16 protein-coding genes are annotated in these 15,133 nt (G+C 39.3%); 4 read left to right on the top strand and 12 right to left on the bottom strand.

The features are described from left to right. The 8 genes from G7074_RS04570 to G7074_RS04535 all read right to left on the bottom strand — a co-directional run bounded on the left by G7074_RS04570 (position 1) and on the right by G7074_RS04535 (position 5,187). The gene (locus G7074_RS04570) at positions 1–555 is read right to left on the bottom strand and encodes a hypothetical protein (RefSeq protein WP_124558755.1); all 555 of its coding nucleotides are present in this window, start codon (positions 553–555) and stop codon (positions 1–3) included. Between the two features lie 56 nt (positions 556–611). Further along, positions 612–917: a hypothetical protein gene (locus G7074_RS04565; protein ID WP_124558756.1), complete on the bottom strand. Its 306-nt coding sequence runs from the start codon at positions 915–917 to the stop codon at positions 612–614. A gap of 226 nt (positions 918–1,143) precedes the next feature. Beyond that, positions 1,144–1,797 carry a response regulator transcription factor gene (locus tag G7074_RS04560; protein ID WP_199748279.1) on the bottom strand — a complete coding sequence of 218 codons (654 nt, stop codon included), beginning with the start codon at positions 1,795–1,797 and terminating at the stop codon, positions 1,144–1,146. A gap of 86 nt (positions 1,798–1,883) precedes the next feature. Then, a complete protein-coding gene (locus tag G7074_RS04555; protein ID WP_124558758.1) occupies positions 1,884–2,702 on the bottom strand; it encodes a sensor histidine kinase in 819 nt (272 codons plus the stop codon). Further along, positions 2,686–3,348 (bottom strand): hypothetical protein, encoded by a 663-nt coding sequence (locus tag G7074_RS04550; RefSeq protein WP_166207162.1) that lies wholly within the window; start codon positions 3,346–3,348, stop codon positions 2,686–2,688. The genes G7074_RS04555 and G7074_RS04550 overlap by 17 nt, the downstream gene beginning before the upstream one ends. Before the next feature lie 20 nt (positions 3,349–3,368). After that, positions 3,369–3,857, bottom strand: coding sequence for a hypothetical protein (locus tag G7074_RS04545; RefSeq protein WP_124558760.1), 489 nt, complete (start codon positions 3,855–3,857; stop codon positions 3,369–3,371). A 164-nt stretch (positions 3,858–4,021) separates the two neighbouring features. After that, positions 4,022–4,771 (bottom strand): YdcF family protein, encoded by a 750-nt coding sequence (locus tag G7074_RS04540; protein WP_124558761.1) that lies wholly within the window; start codon positions 4,769–4,771, stop codon positions 4,022–4,024. Positions 4,772–4,821: 50 nt separating this feature from the next. Beyond that, positions 4,822–5,187, bottom strand: coding sequence for a YtxH domain-containing protein (locus tag G7074_RS04535; protein WP_124558762.1), 366 nt, complete (start codon positions 5,185–5,187; stop codon positions 4,822–4,824). A gap of 220 nt (positions 5,188–5,407) precedes the next feature. On the opposite strand from G7074_RS04535, the gene G7074_RS04530 reads away from it, so the two are divergent. The 4 genes from G7074_RS04530 to G7074_RS04515 all read left to right on the top strand — a co-directional run bounded on the left by G7074_RS04530 (position 5,408) and on the right by G7074_RS04515 (position 10,442). Next, complete coding sequence (locus G7074_RS04530; RefSeq protein WP_124558763.1) at positions 5,408–5,788, top strand: OsmC family protein; 381 nt, start codon at positions 5,408–5,410, stop codon at positions 5,786–5,788. A 90-nt stretch (positions 5,789–5,878) separates the two neighbouring features. Beyond that, positions 5,879–7,129, top strand: a complete 1,251-nt coding sequence (locus G7074_RS04525) for a DUF2130 domain-containing protein (RefSeq protein ID WP_124558764.1) — start codon at positions 5,879–5,881, stop codon at positions 7,127–7,129. Between the two features lie 323 nt (positions 7,130–7,452). Continuing rightward, complete coding sequence (locus G7074_RS04520) at positions 7,453–9,633, top strand: glycoside hydrolase family 97 protein (RefSeq protein WP_166207159.1); 2,181 nt, start codon at positions 7,453–7,455, stop codon at positions 9,631–9,633. Between the two features lie 332 nt (positions 9,634–9,965). Continuing rightward, positions 9,966–10,442, top strand: coding sequence for an acyl-CoA thioesterase (locus G7074_RS04515; protein WP_124558765.1), 477 nt, complete (start codon positions 9,966–9,968; stop codon positions 10,440–10,442). A gap of 182 nt (positions 10,443–10,624) precedes the next feature. Here the strand turns inward: G7074_RS04515 and G7074_RS04510 are convergent, their stop codons facing one another. The 4 genes from G7074_RS04510 to G7074_RS04495 form a co-directional block, all read right to left on the bottom strand. Further along, positions 10,625–12,364, bottom strand: a complete 1,740-nt coding sequence (locus G7074_RS04510; RefSeq protein ID WP_124558766.1) for an ATP-binding protein — start codon at positions 12,362–12,364, stop codon at positions 10,625–10,627. A gap of 113 nt (positions 12,365–12,477) precedes the next feature. Continuing rightward, positions 12,478–13,602: a sensor protein KdpD gene (locus G7074_RS04505; RefSeq protein ID WP_124558767.1), complete on the bottom strand. Its 1,125-nt coding sequence runs from the start codon at positions 13,600–13,602 to the stop codon at positions 12,478–12,480. A 47-nt stretch (positions 13,603–13,649) separates the two neighbouring features. Beyond that, positions 13,650–13,907 carry a hypothetical protein gene (locus G7074_RS04500; protein ID WP_124558768.1) on the bottom strand — a complete coding sequence of 86 codons (258 nt, stop codon included), beginning with the start codon at positions 13,905–13,907 and terminating at the stop codon, positions 13,650–13,652. Between the two features lie 55 nt (positions 13,908–13,962). Beyond that, positions 13,963–15,033 carry a porin gene (locus G7074_RS04495; RefSeq protein WP_166207156.1) on the bottom strand — a complete coding sequence of 357 codons (1,071 nt, stop codon included), beginning with the start codon at positions 15,031–15,033 and terminating at the stop codon, positions 13,963–13,965. Positions 15,034–15,133 lie beyond the last annotated feature (100 nt).

The raw sequence follows: 15,133 nt of genomic DNA, 5'->3' as shown, positions 1-15,133 counted from the left end.
CTAAATTTGATGAAAAACAGATAATAGGATTAGTGATGGGGCTGTTTCTTTTTGATAGCCCGACGATTCGGCCAGCATAAACTGGCGGTAGCAATCTGCTGTACGTTGCTTATAATGGCTAACGGCATGCAATACAATGATATAGGGTGTAGAAAACATGAGTAAATTTAAGTTGCCTGTTCTTTCGCGGTAGGAAGGGATACTGGAAACGAGGCTTTGCACCACATCTGATAGGATTTTTTTATCGCGTTTTTCGGGGTTCCATAACCAGGACCAAAAGGTGCGTTCTTCGGTAATGTCCATTTCCTGCCATTCGGTATAATTTTCATCAGATATCTTATCCCTAAAAAGCAAGTGATAGTCTCTTTTGCCCGGGTGAGGAGCAAAAAATGTCCACAAAGGAATCAGGTTAAAGAGGTCGATTTTATACCTGATGAACCAAGATAGTCTGGTTTCTTTAAACTGGCAGAATATGGTGGCTAAGAACCAAGAGGCTAGGAAAACGGTTATTACAAGCTCGTAAATTGCCGTAGGTGTTAATTTCAACATCATCATTTTCAAAAAAAGATTGGTGAAAAAAGGAGGACAGTCCAGCTGCCCTCCTTAAATAGTTAATTGAATTTTTTGCGTAGTTCGATCAATTTCTCTAGCGATAAGCCATTGTTGGCTTCTTTAGAAAGATCGCTGATCTCTGCTTCGTTCAACGCATTTGCTGCGCCTACTGCTTCAACTACCTGGGTAACTACCGGGGTAGCTCTAACAGTTACTTTTACTGCTTTTAGAGCCGTACGTGTTATTGCTGTAATAAACAGTGGAGCTGCTGAATTTGCTTCAACAATTTCATTGTCGCCTTGTAAATCGGCGATTAATGCATCAAGGATTGCTAGTTCTGCCTTGGATAAACCTGACTTTGCCATTTTGTTTTCTTTTTGAGGTAAATAAATAATTGTTTATGTGCGTTGGTTTTGAAGCTTCGTTTGCACAATGTAAAGTTCGGAAGGGGATGGTTTTGATACCAGCGTGCTAATACCCAATCAGAAAATTGAGTATTTCTACGTAGTTAGTAGTGTAGATAGAAGTTTACCTTACCGCTACATTAAGAAAGGGATATGAAAAAGGAAGGAGGGTGAAATGAGGCGTAGTTTAATCTATTACGCCGTTTTTAATGGCAAACATTACCAATCCGGCGGTATTGCGCACACCTGTTTTTTCGATTATACGCATTCTGATGCCTTCTACAGACCGTGGACTTAAGAAAAGTTCGGTGCCGATTTCACTGGCTGTTTTCTCATTGCAAATCAGTTTTAACACATCGAGTTCGCGTTCCGAAAATTCTATAGTTTGGTCGAGAGAGAGTTTGGCGGGGCTTTTAATGGTCAGTTTCCTGAGCAGGGCCTTAGTTACAATATCGTTAAAATAATAGCCGCTTTCATGTACCGAGTAAATGGCCTTTCTGATTTCTTTTGGATCGGTGTTTTTTAAAAGATAGCCGTTAGCTCCGCTTTCCATCAGGTGAATGATGAATTTAACATCGTCGTACATCGTAACAACCAGCATTTTGATATCACCTGTATATTTTTTCCTGATCAGCTTAATAGCTTCCATACCATCCATTCCGGGCATTTTCAGATCCATCAAAATCACATCGGGCTGTACTTCTTCGAGTTTTTGCATCAGTTCGTACCCGTCTGACACTTCAAATATCACCTCAAGGTTTTTATCGCGGGTAAATCCAACTTTTAAGCCATCCCTAAAGATACTGTAATCATCTGCTATAGCTATCCTTATTTTGGACATTATTATTTATTTAATCATTTAAAAATAGTTAATTTTTTATAAAACGGCAGCATAAATTACATTTTAATACTACTTAATTGTATTAATTATTTGTAATTCTGTAAGCTGCTCTCAATAGGTATCTTTAATTCGATCTGATAACGGTCTGTATGCTGCGAAAATTTAAGACAGGCTTTCAGCAATATCATTCTGTTCTGGATGTTTTTTAAACCAAGGCCATCTTTAGTAAACCTGAGTTCTTCGAACTGACTTTGGGTAAGGCCGTTACCATTGTGCGTAATGGTAAAGATTAGGTGGTTGTTTGTACTGGCCGAGATGATGTGGATGAGATTGGCTTTGGCATGTTTGGTAATGTTATGGAGTAACTCCTGGATAACCCTGTAAATGCTGATGTCGTTAGGGGTAGCTTTGGTGCGGTACCTATCCTGAAGATCTAAGCTGATGTTGATTAAACTGCTATGGCCAATCTTGCCGCAAAAGTGGCCAATTGCTTCTTTTAAACCAAGTTCCTGTAAGATATTAGAGTGTAGATTATGCGATATACCCCTGATTTTGCTGATCCCCTCATCCAGCAAACTTTTGCTTTTGGTATACATTTCCTTGCTTATTTCGTCGCAATGATCTAAGTTAATTCCATAAAAGTGCAAGCTCGATGCCCCGAGTATAGCCCCAACCTCATCATGAAGTTCTTCGGCAATGCGTAACTTTTCTATTTCCTCGCTTCTCACCGCTGCGGCTATTAATTGGTTTTTTTGCGCATTTTGCAGGGCCTGCAAATTCATTTTATACTGAAGTTTTTTGCGCTGCATGAAAATAAAAATGAGTAAAATACTGATGAAAAGCATCAGCATAGCCGCTATACCCGCCATCAGTATCAAGGTGATTTTATTATTTTCCTGATTCATAAAAACCTTTGGCTAAAAACAGGTTGAAAATAATGTACGATATATTGTGGACGCTCCATAAGCTAATAGCAAAGCTCTGAAAACGTGTGGTGAGCTCATTGTACAGCAGGAAAATGAAAAAATTGAGTGCTACAAAAACGCCTAGTCCGGTAACGATCCAAAAAACGTTATTGGTAATCTTTGTGCCTATACTATCTTTTATTTTAAACAGGTAATACTGTAACACATAAAAAAGCAGGAGCGCAGCTTCGATAGAAAGTAAGCGGCTGCTGAATTTCCAGTAATCGAAAAAGTTCTCGAAAAAAGTAAAGTTGATAATAATAAAAAGTGTAAAACCGATAGGCACGATTTTTTTAACGGTAACCAGGAAAGGTTGGTGGAGATGGATGAAAAATGCACTGAACAGATAAAAACGCACTACTGAATGTAGATTGTAAAGAAAATTGTTGGAATTATATGCTGAAGGCAACAGTATCCTGAATTTCCAAACGAGGTCTATTGCCAGATTGATGATCAGTGCAGCCCACATATAAGAAACAACCAGCGTAAGTTTTGCTGGTTGTTTCTTAAGCATTAATATGGTTATTGGGATAAATAGTGCCCATACTTCAGACCAATCGAGAACAAATTGGAATATTTTTAGCATCCGAGATTAGGGTTATTGAATTAGTGTATTGTTGCCGGTGGCGAAGGATTGGTTTCAATTGGATCGAGACCGTTGTTGTATAGCAACTCTACATCTCCGGTATCAATTCTTCTAAACCTTTTTACGTTGTAGAACACGTGTCCCTGCGCTACATTGGGGATAAATACGAGATAATCGGGTTTATCGCCATTGGCATCAGCTGTGTTAATGAGTAACTGGATATTGGCCAGAGAAATGATGTTATTACTCATGATGATCGGGCCACTCAGATCAAGCGCACTGTTGTTGTACACCTCCAGCTTGTCGAAATAACTGCTGTATTGATTAGTGTCGGCCATGTAACCGTAGGCAATCAGCTGTAAAGGTTTATCTTTTTTATGGGTATCGGGAAAAAAATAGCAGAATACAAATTGATCGATTCCCGGAGAGTTTAAGATCAAAGATTGGATAGCGCTAATCTCATACTTAAGCCAATAAAATTTTTGAGTTTGTTTTTCTTTAGTGAGCATAATTTTAAATGTAATTTTACGACATAAATATATACATATAATGTAATTATAAACATACTTAATAAGTAAAATTTAAAATACTATGCTAAATCATACATGTGTATGAGTTTTGGCAAATGCCAAGAAGCTGTTTGCACTTCTATGAAAGAGGCAGTTCTAAAGGGTCAGCTACGAAAGTAGTCGACCAGAAAACCAATCCACTCTTTAAACAACATTTCCCAGGTACCAAATGCCGATACACTGGGTATTAGTAAGTCGTTGAGGCCAGATTCGGTACTGCCTCTGAAATCGGTAGGATAATAGCTGAGCTTCTGTTGAGCCTGTCGGTTGAAAATAAGCCTGGCCCTAGGGATATGCCACGCACTGGTAACCACTACAATTTTAGCCTGAGGCATACTCTTTTTAATGAGTGCAAGGCTAAACTTCGCATTTTCGATGGTATTTCTGCTTTGGTTTTCGATGAAGACTGCACTGTCGGGAATGCAGATTTCGTGCAGGAATTTTTTAACCAGATCTGCTTCTTTAACCTTGTTGTTAATCAGGTTGGCATTGCCACTACTAATCAATATTTTTTTTATCCGGCCTTGGCGGTAGAGTGATAAGGTCTGGAACAGGCGATCATTGCTTCCGTTAAACTTTATTTCGTTATTCCGCTTGTTTATCCCCGAAAAGCCACCCAGCACAATAGCCACATCATAGCTTTCCTTTTGTGCAGGATAGGGAGGCTCGTATAACTTAACTACCTGGTTAGCCAGAAAAGCGTTTGAAAAAAATAAAAGCACCACTATTGCAGCGGTGCCTAAATGCTTACGGGTTTTATCCTTTTTAGCAAAAAAACTAAGGATAAGTAGAATACAAAACCAAAGGAACGGCTTGATTAAGTATAAAAGAATTTTTGACAGGATAAAAATCATGGGCTGCAGCTATTGCTGCAAAACTAAGATTTTAATCTATGTTTGCGTAATTATCCCTGTCCTTCCTGTACCTGCCCGTTTTTGTACGCATCATCTAATATTTCTTTCACATCAGATTTGCGTTTTTTTTCTATTTTTTGTCTAAAATGAGGAACTTCATGTTCAACGATATCTTCTTCTATTGCCTCTACGCCGAAAACCTTCTCTTTTAAAAGATTATATTTATCCTGGAAACCATAGCGTAGGTTTTTAGCCTTGCCTGCAATTTTCCCACGGGTACCAGCGCCGCTATCAGGGGCAAATAAAACACTAATTACAGCACCTGCCGCTAAACCTGCTACTAATGCAAGTGCGATTTGAACATTGTTGTTCGATTTTTGCGTTAAATATTTTCCGATTAACTTTCTGTATTTCATAACATCGCATTTCGAAAAGTAACAAATACAATGAAAGAATGTTTCAGAAAAATAGCTAAAAGTATGTCCGTCAAAAAAAATGAATAACATTTGTTTAAATGTTGTTACAGGATCCTGCTTTTCGAAAAAAATAACCCACCTAAGTAAGCCTGTAATGTTTTGGCGTTATTTCAATCAGGAAATATTTGTTAAGTTTAGCATTTTTAATAGTTAGTACGATATGGTAAAAGCGACAATAAACAGGGAGCACTATGCATGCTCGGTAAGCAATGGATCACACGAAATTATAGCCGACGAACCGCTGGAATATGGTGGTACACATAAAGGGTTTGCGCCAAAGGGCTTGCTGATGGCTTCGCTAGCCTCGTGCGTAGCCATTACTTTGAGAATGTATATTGACAGAAAAGGCTGGCCTGTTGACCGGATTGAAGTGGAAGTTAATATTGATACTGAAAATGGTGAGACTATTTTCTTTGAGGAGATTACTTGCCTGGGCGTACTTACCGAAGAGCAAAAAGTAAGACTGGAAGATATTGCAACAAAATGTCCGGTGAGCAAGATTTTGGCCGCAGGACACGAAATAAGATCGAAAGTGCTTTAGCGCCCACGGTGTAAAACTCGTTTACACATTGATAAAAAGCTTTAATATCTTTGTATCCCTCTGGTTTCTTCCCGAGTAAAGAAAATACTTATGCCTACTGAAATAAAATGCCCCAACTGTGCCCATGTTTTTCCGATGGAAGAAGCTATGGCCGAAGATTATAAAAAGGAGTTACGTGAGAAAGCGGCTGCTTATGCAAGACAGAAGGATGAAGAATATCAACGTAAGCTGCAGGTTTTAGAATCAGAAAAACAACAGCAGCTGAGAGCTTTTGATGTTAAACTTGCCGAAGAAAAGCTTAAACTGAAAGATGATTTGGAAGGCAACCTGCGCAAGAGTATTGCTGCCGATTTTGAAACTAAACTTCAAATGCTGGAGGGTAATGCAAAAGATAATGAAGAAAAGTTAAAGCTTGCCCGGGAGAAGGAATTGGAATTTTTAAGACGCGAGCAAAGCCTGAAACTGAAAGAGGAAGAAATGGAACTGGCCTTTCAGCGTAAAATGCAAGAACAGCGAAACGAACTGGTAGAGCAGATTAGAAAGCAGGAAGCCGAAAAAAACAGCATTAAAGAAACAGAGCACCAATTACGGTTAAAAGAACTCGAAAAACAGCTTGATGACCAGAAAAAGCTTGCTGAAGAAATGAAGCGTAAAGCCGAACAGGGGAGTATGCAGTTACAAGGCGAGGTACAGGAACTGATTTTGGAGGAACTGTTGCGCAGCAATTTCCCTTTCGATTTAATTGAGGAAGTAGGTAAAGGTGTACGTGGCGCCGATTGTGTGCAGGTAGTACGTAACCAGTTCGGACAAGAATGCGGTAAAATTATATATGAAAGTAAACGTACCAAAGACTTTGGTGGCGACTGGATTGAGAAACTGAAAAAAGACATGCGCAGCATGGGGATAGACGTGGCAGTGATTGTAAGCCAGTGTTACCCTAAAGGCATGACGAGCTTTGGCCAGCGCGATGGGGTTTGGATTTGCTCTTTTGAAGAAGTAAATGCCGTAGCCTTTGTTTTACGCGATGGAATCCTGCGTTTATCGAGTGCTATGAAATCGCAGGAAAACAGGGGAGATAAGATGCACATGTTGTACGACTATTTAACCGGAGTAGAGTTTTCGGAGCAGTGGAAAGCTATTCGCGAAGGTTTTATGAGTATGAAATTATCCATTCAGCGTGAGCGCGATGCGATGGAGCGTTTATGGAAAGCCCGCGAAAAACAACTCGAAAAGGTGCTTTTAAATGCAACGCACATTCGTGGTTCTATTGAAGGAATTGCCGGTAGCGATAGCATTCAGTTGAGTTTAACAGATGAGGATGAAACATTGCTTCTGGATTAGAATCAAATAAGCAGATACTAAAAACACTGGTTTGCATAAGTGCAAAGCAAGTTGATTGAACCTAATCATCTTTGTTTTGAAACTATTAACCTGATTAAAGATAAATGGGTTCTTATTTGAATTGATTTGTCTCAAACGAGAGCCGGTTAGCATCTGATTAAATATATCTGGAGTATTGCGAGATTTGATTTGTATTTAATTAAATACGTTTGGAGTGTTGCCAGATATAAAATGTATTTAATTAAATTCGTTTTTAGTATTAGCGCAATCAAAACCTGTAAGTTCTAATGCGATATAAATAGTAATAATAAATAAATGATAGCATGAATAAGAAACCAAACCAATCCATTAACCGCTCTATAATCCTTACTTTAATATGTGCTTTGCTATTTTTTGGGGATGTTTTCGGGAACGTTCCCGGAGAAGGACTAAAGTCGCCGGATGGCAATCTGGTAGCCAGCTTTGCTTTGGCTGAAGGGGGAGTACCTACCTATAGCTTAAAGTACAAGGGAAAAGACGTTATTAAAACCAGCAAGCTTGGTTTAGCACTTAAAGATGGCAAATCTTTAATGAACGGTTTTGCTGTAACTGACACCAAGACCAGTACATTTAACGAAACCTGGAAACCAGTTTGGGGCGAGGTAAAAGAAATTATAAACCATTACAATGAACTTGCCGTTACCTTAACTCAAAAGGAAAGCAATCGCTTTATTATAGTGCGCATGCGCTTATTTAATGATGGTTTGGGTTTCAGGTATGAGTTTCCGGAACAGAAAAACCTCGATTATTTTGTAATTAAAGAAGAAAAAACCCAGTTTGCGCTGGCCGGCGATCATAAAGCCTTCTGGTTGCCAGGTGATTACGATACCCAGGAATACAGCATCGTAACTTCCAACTTATCAGAAGTGCGCGGCAAAATGAAAGCTGCAGTTACACCCAATGCATCACAAACTACTTTTTCGCCTACAGGTTTGCAAACACCTTTGATGATGAAAAGCAAAGACGGCTTGTACATTAACATTCACGAAGCCGCTTTGATTAATTACTCGTTAATGTCGTTAAACCTTGATGATAAAAATATGGTTTTAGAATCGTGGTTAACGCCAGATGCAGTCGGCGATAAAGGCTATATGCAGGCACCTTGTCAATCGCCATGGCGTACCATTATTGTGAGCGATAAAGCAGGCGATATTTTAACTTCAAAGTTAACCTATAATTTAAACGAACCCACCAAATTTAAAGATGTATCGTGGATTAAGCCAATCAAGTATGTTGGTGTTTGGTGGGAAATGATTACCGGAAAAAGTACCTGGGCATATAACGATTTAACCAGTGTACAGCTGGGTGTAATCGATTATGCTAAAACCAAACCGAATGGAAAACATGCTGCCAATACCGCGCATGTAAAAGAGTACATCGATTTTGCTGCTAAAAATGGTTTGGATGCGGTTTTGGTTGAAGGATGGAACGAAGGTTGGGAAGACTGGTTTGGTAAAACCAAAGATTATGTTTTCGATTTTGTAACGCCATACCCTGATTTTGATGTGCAGGAACTACACCGTTACGCAGCAAGTAAGGGGATTAAAATGATTATGCACCATGAAACCTCTTCATCGGTACGTAACTACGAGCGCCATTTAGATACGGCCTACAAGTTTATGAAAGCAAATGGTTATGATGCCGTAAAAAGTGGTTATGTGGGTAATATGATTCCGAGAGGAGAGCACCACTACGGCCAATGGTTAAACAACCATTATTTGTATGCTATCCAGAAAGCGGCCGAATATAAAATTATGGTTAATGCACACGAGGCAGTAAGACCAACAGGTTTGGCACGTACTTTCCCGAATTTAATCGGTAACGAATCGGCCCGTGGTACAGAGTATGAAGCCTTTGGCGGTAACAATGCCGACCATACCACTATTTTGCCTTTTACACGTTTAATTGGTGGGCCGATGGATTACACGCCTGGAATTTTCGAGACTAAGGTAGGTGCTTATAATGCTGAAAATACTTCATTTGTACACAGTACTCTGGCACGTCAGCTGGCGCTGTATGTTACCATGTATAGTCCGCTACAAATGGCTGCCGATTTACCCGAAACCTATAATAAATATATGGATGCTTTCCAGTTTATTAAGGATGTGGCTGTAGACTGGGATGATACGAAAGTGCTTGAAGCAGAGCCTGGCGATTACATTACTTTTGCGCGTAAGGCAAAAGGAAAAAATAACTGGTTTGTTGGTCGTACCAATGATGAGGTTGCGCGTACTTCGAAAATAGATTTCAGCTTTTTAGATGCTGGTAAAAAATATATCGCAACCATTTATGCTGATGCGAAGGATGCACATTATGAAACCAACCCAAAAGCTTATACCATTCGTAAAATAGAAGTAACCAGCAAAAGCAAACTTAGCCAATATTGTGCACCGGGTGGGGCTATGCAATTAGCGTTATCGCGAAATAATTTCCATTGGTGTCGGTTGGTAGCAACTTACACTTAATACAATTAACATAGGCAATTTTTTTTGCCACAGATAGCTACACCTGTCCGGCCGTTCAGGCTGGGATTAACACAGATGGGATATTCCTGTCTGTGTTTTTTGTTTGTGATGAATTGTTTGGATGTAAAATACGTTTGCTAATTGTTTTTTATAGGTGTTTTGTGAGTTTTATTCGGTTTTTTATTTGTGTTTATGTGTTTTTGTGTGTCGATTTAAGCTGTTGTTATGTTTTGGTTAAATAATTATGATAAATATCATGATTTTCTGTATTTGTTAGTGATTTTGTAATATATTAGCGACATAACAACCAAACCTTCTAAAATATTATCAAAATGGCACGACCCAAAAATCATATCGAACTTCAGTTTTTAAGCGAACCCTCAGACGTAAATTACGGCGGTAAAGTACATGGGGGGATGATGATGAAGTGGATTGATCAGGCGGCTTTTGCCTGTGCCTTACAGTGGAGCCAATCATATTGTGTAACGGTATATGTTGGTGGTATCCGTTTTTTTCATCCGGTGCACATTGGCCATTTGGTAAAAATGGACGCACGGATTATTTACACAGGTAAAACGAGTATGCACATTGCTGTTGATGCTTACTCGAAACCTGTAGGGAAAAGTGATTTTGTGAAAAACACCCACTGTATTATTGTTTTTGTAGCAGTAAATGATAATGGGAATCCGGAACGTATACCAGAATTTAAACCCAAAACAGACAAGGAAATCGCCATGCACGGCTATGCCATTAAACTAATGGAGCTGCGTAAAAGCATTGATAAGGAAATGGAACCTTATATTGTATAACGGAAGGCACTAAGCATTTGGTGTGCAATGCGATAAAATCGCTTTGTTTTTAAGCACTCGTTAGAAACGAGCGCAAGCGCTAAGGTAGGTTTTCCATCTTACATTTTACTCTTTTCCTCTGTGTAAGTTTGTGTGCGCTGTAGTGAAAAATGAATAAGCTTTGCTTTGAGGAGCACAACTGACTACGCCACGATCGGCAAAGCAAAACAAAATTTACTTCCCTCACCAATGGCACTTACCACCCATATTTTACCTTGTTCTGCTTCTATAAAATCTTTTGAAATGGCCAATCCCAGTCCAGAGCCCGATTTGTTCTGCCCATCTGTTGGTACCTGAAAATAGCGATCGAACAAACGTTTCTGATATTTTTCTTCTATACCTTTTCCAAAATCCTGAACCGAAAACTGGATAAAGTCATCTTTTTGGAAAACATCGATAATCACTTTCGATTTTTCGGCGCTATAACGCAAGGCATTGGATAAGAAGTTAACCATTACCCAAGCCGTTTTCTGGATATCGGCATATACATTGGGCAGATTTTGATCGCAGTTTAAAGTTAATTGGATAGACTTTTGTTCCGCCTGAAATTTGACAGCATCAACAGCGTATTGCACAATAGCCTCCGGACTGGTAATGGCAAAGCTAAGTTTCAGGTTTCCGGTTTCCACCTGTGAGAGATCCAGTAACTCGCTGGTGATTTTTAAAAGCCTGTCGCTATCTTCTTTAATGTGGGTGAGCAACTCGTGCTGTTCTTCGTTCATGCCGCCTACACGCTCATCATTCAGCAGTTTTAAACTCATTTTAATCGATGATAGAGGTGTTTTTAATTCGTGAGAAACAGTGGCAATAAAATTAGTTTTGGCCTCATCAAGCTCTTTAAACTGGGTGATGTTTTTGAGGATATATACGCTACCCGCAGATTTTGTAGCTGAAATTAAAGTGTTTTCTTCCTGCTCTTCATAATTGGGAATAATAATTTCGCGATTTTCGAGCTGGAAATAAGACTCTTTATCATCAGCATAAATTTTTAAGGTAGACTCGTCGGTATCGGGTTTAATAATCCGTTTAAGTAATTCGTTCTTTTGAATGAGCTCTGCCACATTCTGCCCAATGATTTTATCTTCATCCAAGCCCATCAGCTTTGCCGCCAGATGGTTTAAGAAAAGTACCTCACCTTTTTCGTTTAAACCGATAATGGCATCCTGCATTTGTGCGATAATGGCTTCAATGCGTAATTTTTCTGATTTAATGGTCGATAAATTACTGTTTTCCCATTCATTTAACTTGATTACCATGCCATTAAATGAATCGGCCAGTTCTGTAAATTCATCATCGTTTTCGAAATGCAGGCGCTGTTTATAGTTTTTGCGACCAATCTGTTTAATGGCAGCACCAAATTCGGCCAATGGATTGGCTACAAAGCCCGGAAAATTGACAATAAACGTAAACAGTATAATAAAGCTGAGCGTAGCCGCTATCATGATGTAAAGATTAGCCCTTGATGAGGTTTCGTTGGCACGCTCATTTTTATCGTAAATGGCAGTCAGGTTTACCCGCTCTATATCGTGCAGGGCGGTACGTAAATTTTTTAGACTGTTTTCATTAACTGCAGTGTTTAAACTTTTATAAGCGCTTTCGAGCTTTAGGAAAGCGATTTTCTCGCCTTGTTCAGTAATATTCTGGCTTTCGTTGTTTAAATTTTCTACAAATGTTAAACGTTGTGGTTCGCCTAACGGAAAGTGGCTTTCATCAATAACCTTACGCATGGCCGCTACATATTGCAATGATTTGTAATTATCTTTCAAAATCATTTTTGATTTATCTGAAAGTTCGTTCAGGAAGAATAAGGCAATTAAGCCGAAGGATAAGACAATGATAAAGAGAAAGCCGAATCCGAGGCGGAGCTTGGTTTTTATTTTCATGACATTATTTTTTTAGTTTTACCACAGGGGACATCAAGTTTTTCGCAGCACACTTAAAGTATTTAGCGCCAGCTCTGTGTCTTTTGTTTGTGTACTCTTTGGTTAAATAAGCTTTAAGATAGTATGACCAGATCTATTTCCTGACTGGCTAAATTACGCAACAATTGATTAAAAATTGCTGTTCGGAGTATCACCTGAAAAATATTTAAATGGGGTTTACCGATGCAAATGGTGGTAATTTCTTTCTCTGTTGCCGTATTAATAATGGTCTGCGTAATCTGGTTGCTTTTTATTTTAATTACTTCGGCACCCAGTTCTGTTGCCAGCTTAAAATGGTTGATCAAATGGCGCTGTTTATCCAGTTTTATGCGGTCTAAACTTTCTGCATCGCTCTGCACATACAAAACAATCCAGGGCGAACGGTAGTAGGAGGCTAGTCGCGCTGTTTTTCTAATTACCACACCTGCGGTTTCGGCATTTGAGGAAATGCAGGCTAAAAAACGTTCGGGACGAAGTTTAATGGATTTAGGAATTTCGGTTTGTATTTTTCTTTCAACCTGATGCACTACTTCTTTAAGGGCCAGTTCGCGTAACTGTAAAATTTTATCGGCCTGAAAAAAGTTGCCCAGCGCACTTTCAATCTTCGTTTTATCGTAAATTTTACCTTCTTTTAAACGTGTAACCAATTCATCTGCCGTTAAATCGATATTTACAATTTCATCGGCAATTTGCAGTATTTTATCGGGGATGCGTTCGGTAATCTGAACGCCTGTAATTTGTTCTACCTCTTCGTTTATACTTTCTAAATGCTGGATATTAACCGCCGAAATAACACTGATACCTGCTTCGAGCAAATCGAAAACATCCTGCCAGCGTTTGGTATTTTTGCTGCCTTCTACATTGGTATGCGCCAGTTCATCGACTACCACAATTTCGGGATGGCGGTTTAAAATGCCCTGAAGGTCCATTTCATTTATTTCCTTACCCCGGTAAAAGATATTTTTGCGTGCAATTAAGGGTAAACCGGCTACTAGAGCTTCGGTTTCGACCCTTTTATGTGTTTCTACGTAGCCTATACAAACATCAATACCACCACGTAAGAGGGCTTGGGCTTCCTGCAGCATCCGGTAGGTTTTGCCCACACCGGCGCTCATCCCAATATAGATTTTGAGTTTTCCTCTTCTCGATTTTTTAATCAGTTCGAGGAAGTGTTTAACCGAATCTTCTTTTTCTGACATGTTGAATGATGTAAGTTGTAAAATGGGTGTTGGAATTTATTTTAGCCTTACCATGTTATAGCGATAATGTGTTCGTTTACCAGTACGCATACGCACACGGTGAAAAGAAATACACCTGAAAGGATCATTACCAGTTTGTACAGTTTGGCCCTTTGCATGGCAAGCACTATTTCCTTTTTATTGTTACTTAACCGGGCATAAAGCCGCTTGAGTTTTTCGGTTTTTTTGCGGTGCTTTAAAACCAAAAAGAAAATGCCACTGCCCAAAAGCAGTATGCTAAATAAGATTTCGATATATAGTTTCATTTCCTTTGAAATTTAATATCATCCTACCGCTAAGCAATAGGATGATACGGTTTACTTAAAACGCTACAGCTATACTTGCCGTTAAGCTGGTATTGGCATTTACCGCGTTGCCTTCGCGGTTAAAAATTTTATCCTTACTATCAAAAGTTTTACCTTCTAACCTGATTACTGCATTTGGTATTGGTGCGTAATCGAGATTGAGCGAATATCCTTTGGTTTTAAAACCATTTGGTGTTCCGGTAGCAATAAAGATCCCATTTTTATCGTCGTAATACTCAAACCTTCCGGCAATGGCCCATTTATCGGCAAATTTGTATTGCGCAATGGCCACTGGTGAAATCACTTCGTTTTTATCGCTACTACCTTTAACCTTTTGTTGTGTGCCATAATCGAAACCTAATGTAACACCAAATTTATCTGTTAGCTGAAAAATACCATATACATTGTGGTAAAAACGGTTTACACGAACCGAATCTGCACCTTCGGTACCCAGGTAGTTGCTGTAGTTTACCGTTATTTTACCGATAGGTTTCCAGGTTAATTGTAAGCCGCCAGCAGGTTTGTTGTTGCCAGAAGCACGGGTAATTCTTTGCCATTCATTTAGGTAGAGTAGGGTCGCAGTAAATTTTCCATCCTGGGTGCCGTAGGTCACTTTAGCACCAGATTCGTAATAGGGCGTATTTTCTGATGCTATATTTCGGGTGAGCACCCAGCAATCTTTCGAAACAGCACTTTCAAAGCCAATATGCGAGGCGAATACCCCGGCATCAATCCATAGGTTTTCTGTTTTCGATAATTTAACCCCTGCATTGGCTTCAAAGATGTTTTTTAATACCCCAGGTTCGGCCGATAGGTTAGCGTTGGCATAAGTGCCTGCCATTACAGCCAGGTTAGCACGGATGTTTCCGCTATCGTAAGCTGCTTTAATAAAAACTAAATTCAGATTTACTTCGTTTGCCCTGTTGTGCGAGTATATAAATCCCGGACGGTTGTGATCGGCTGGTTTATTGAAATCGTAACCGTAATAGGTTTCCAAATACCCCGAGAATTTAACCTTCGGTTCGTTTTGTGCAGTTGCAGTAAGTGCAGCAGTTAATGTTGTTATAAGGGTGATGAATTTTTTCATGAGATGATTACACTGATTTATTGATTACACAGATTAAAGCTGTTCGTCATTCCCGCGCAGGCGGGAATCTTAATACTATAAATGCGCTTTGCGATCCCCA

This window comes from Pedobacter sp. HDW13, from assembly GCF_011303555.1.
In the GTDB taxonomy this organism is placed as follows: Bacteria; Bacteroidota; Bacteroidia; order Sphingobacteriales; family Sphingobacteriaceae; genus Pedobacter.
Note: the sequence above shows the minus strand (reverse complement) of the source record. Positions and strands in the feature narration are given on the sequence as shown.

Bases quoted from the DNA above. Each gene is read 5' to 3' on its own strand.
- G7074_RS04570 (WP_124558755.1), bottom strand. From the start codon at position 555: ATGATGATGTTGAAATTAACACCTACGGCAATTTACGAGCTTGTAATA.
- G7074_RS04565 (WP_124558756.1), bottom strand. From the start codon at position 917: ATGGCAAAGTCAGGTTTATCCAAGGCAGAACTAGCAATCCTTGATGCA.
- G7074_RS04560 (WP_199748279.1), bottom strand. From the start codon at position 1,797: ATGTCCAAAATAAGGATAGCTATAGCAGATGATTACAGTATCTTTAGG.
- G7074_RS04555 (WP_124558758.1), bottom strand. From the start codon at position 2,702: ATGAATCAGGAAAATAATAAAATCACCTTGATACTGATGGCGGGTATA.
- G7074_RS04550 (WP_166207162.1), bottom strand. From the start codon at position 3,348: ATGCTAAAAATATTCCAATTTGTTCTCGATTGGTCTGAAGTATGGGCA.
- G7074_RS04545 (WP_124558760.1), bottom strand. From the start codon at position 3,857: ATGCTCACTAAAGAAAAACAAACTCAAAAATTTTATTGGCTTAAGTAT.
- G7074_RS04540 (WP_124558761.1), bottom strand. From the start codon at position 4,771: ATGATTTTTATCCTGTCAAAAATTCTTTTATACTTAATCAAGCCGTTC.
- G7074_RS04535 (WP_124558762.1), bottom strand. From the start codon at position 5,187: ATGAAATACAGAAAGTTAATCGGAAAATATTTAACGCAAAAATCGAAC.
- G7074_RS04530 (WP_124558763.1), top strand. From the start codon at position 5,408: ATGGTAAAAGCGACAATAAACAGGGAGCACTATGCATGCTCGGTAAGC.
- G7074_RS04525 (WP_124558764.1), top strand. From the start codon at position 5,879: ATGCCTACTGAAATAAAATGCCCCAACTGTGCCCATGTTTTTCCGATG.
- G7074_RS04520 (WP_166207159.1), top strand. From the start codon at position 7,453: ATGAATAAGAAACCAAACCAATCCATTAACCGCTCTATAATCCTTACT.
- G7074_RS04515 (WP_124558765.1), top strand. From the start codon at position 9,966: ATGGCACGACCCAAAAATCATATCGAACTTCAGTTTTTAAGCGAACCC.
- G7074_RS04510 (WP_124558766.1), bottom strand. From the start codon at position 12,364: ATGAAAATAAAAACCAAGCTCCGCCTCGGATTCGGCTTTCTCTTTATC.
- G7074_RS04505 (WP_124558767.1), bottom strand. From the start codon at position 13,602: ATGTCAGAAAAAGAAGATTCGGTTAAACACTTCCTCGAACTGATTAAA.
- G7074_RS04500 (WP_124558768.1), bottom strand. From the start codon at position 13,907: ATGAAACTATATATCGAAATCTTATTTAGCATACTGCTTTTGGGCAGT.
- G7074_RS04495 (WP_166207156.1), bottom strand. From the start codon at position 15,033: ATGAAAAAATTCATCACCCTTATAACAACATTAACTGCTGCACTTACT.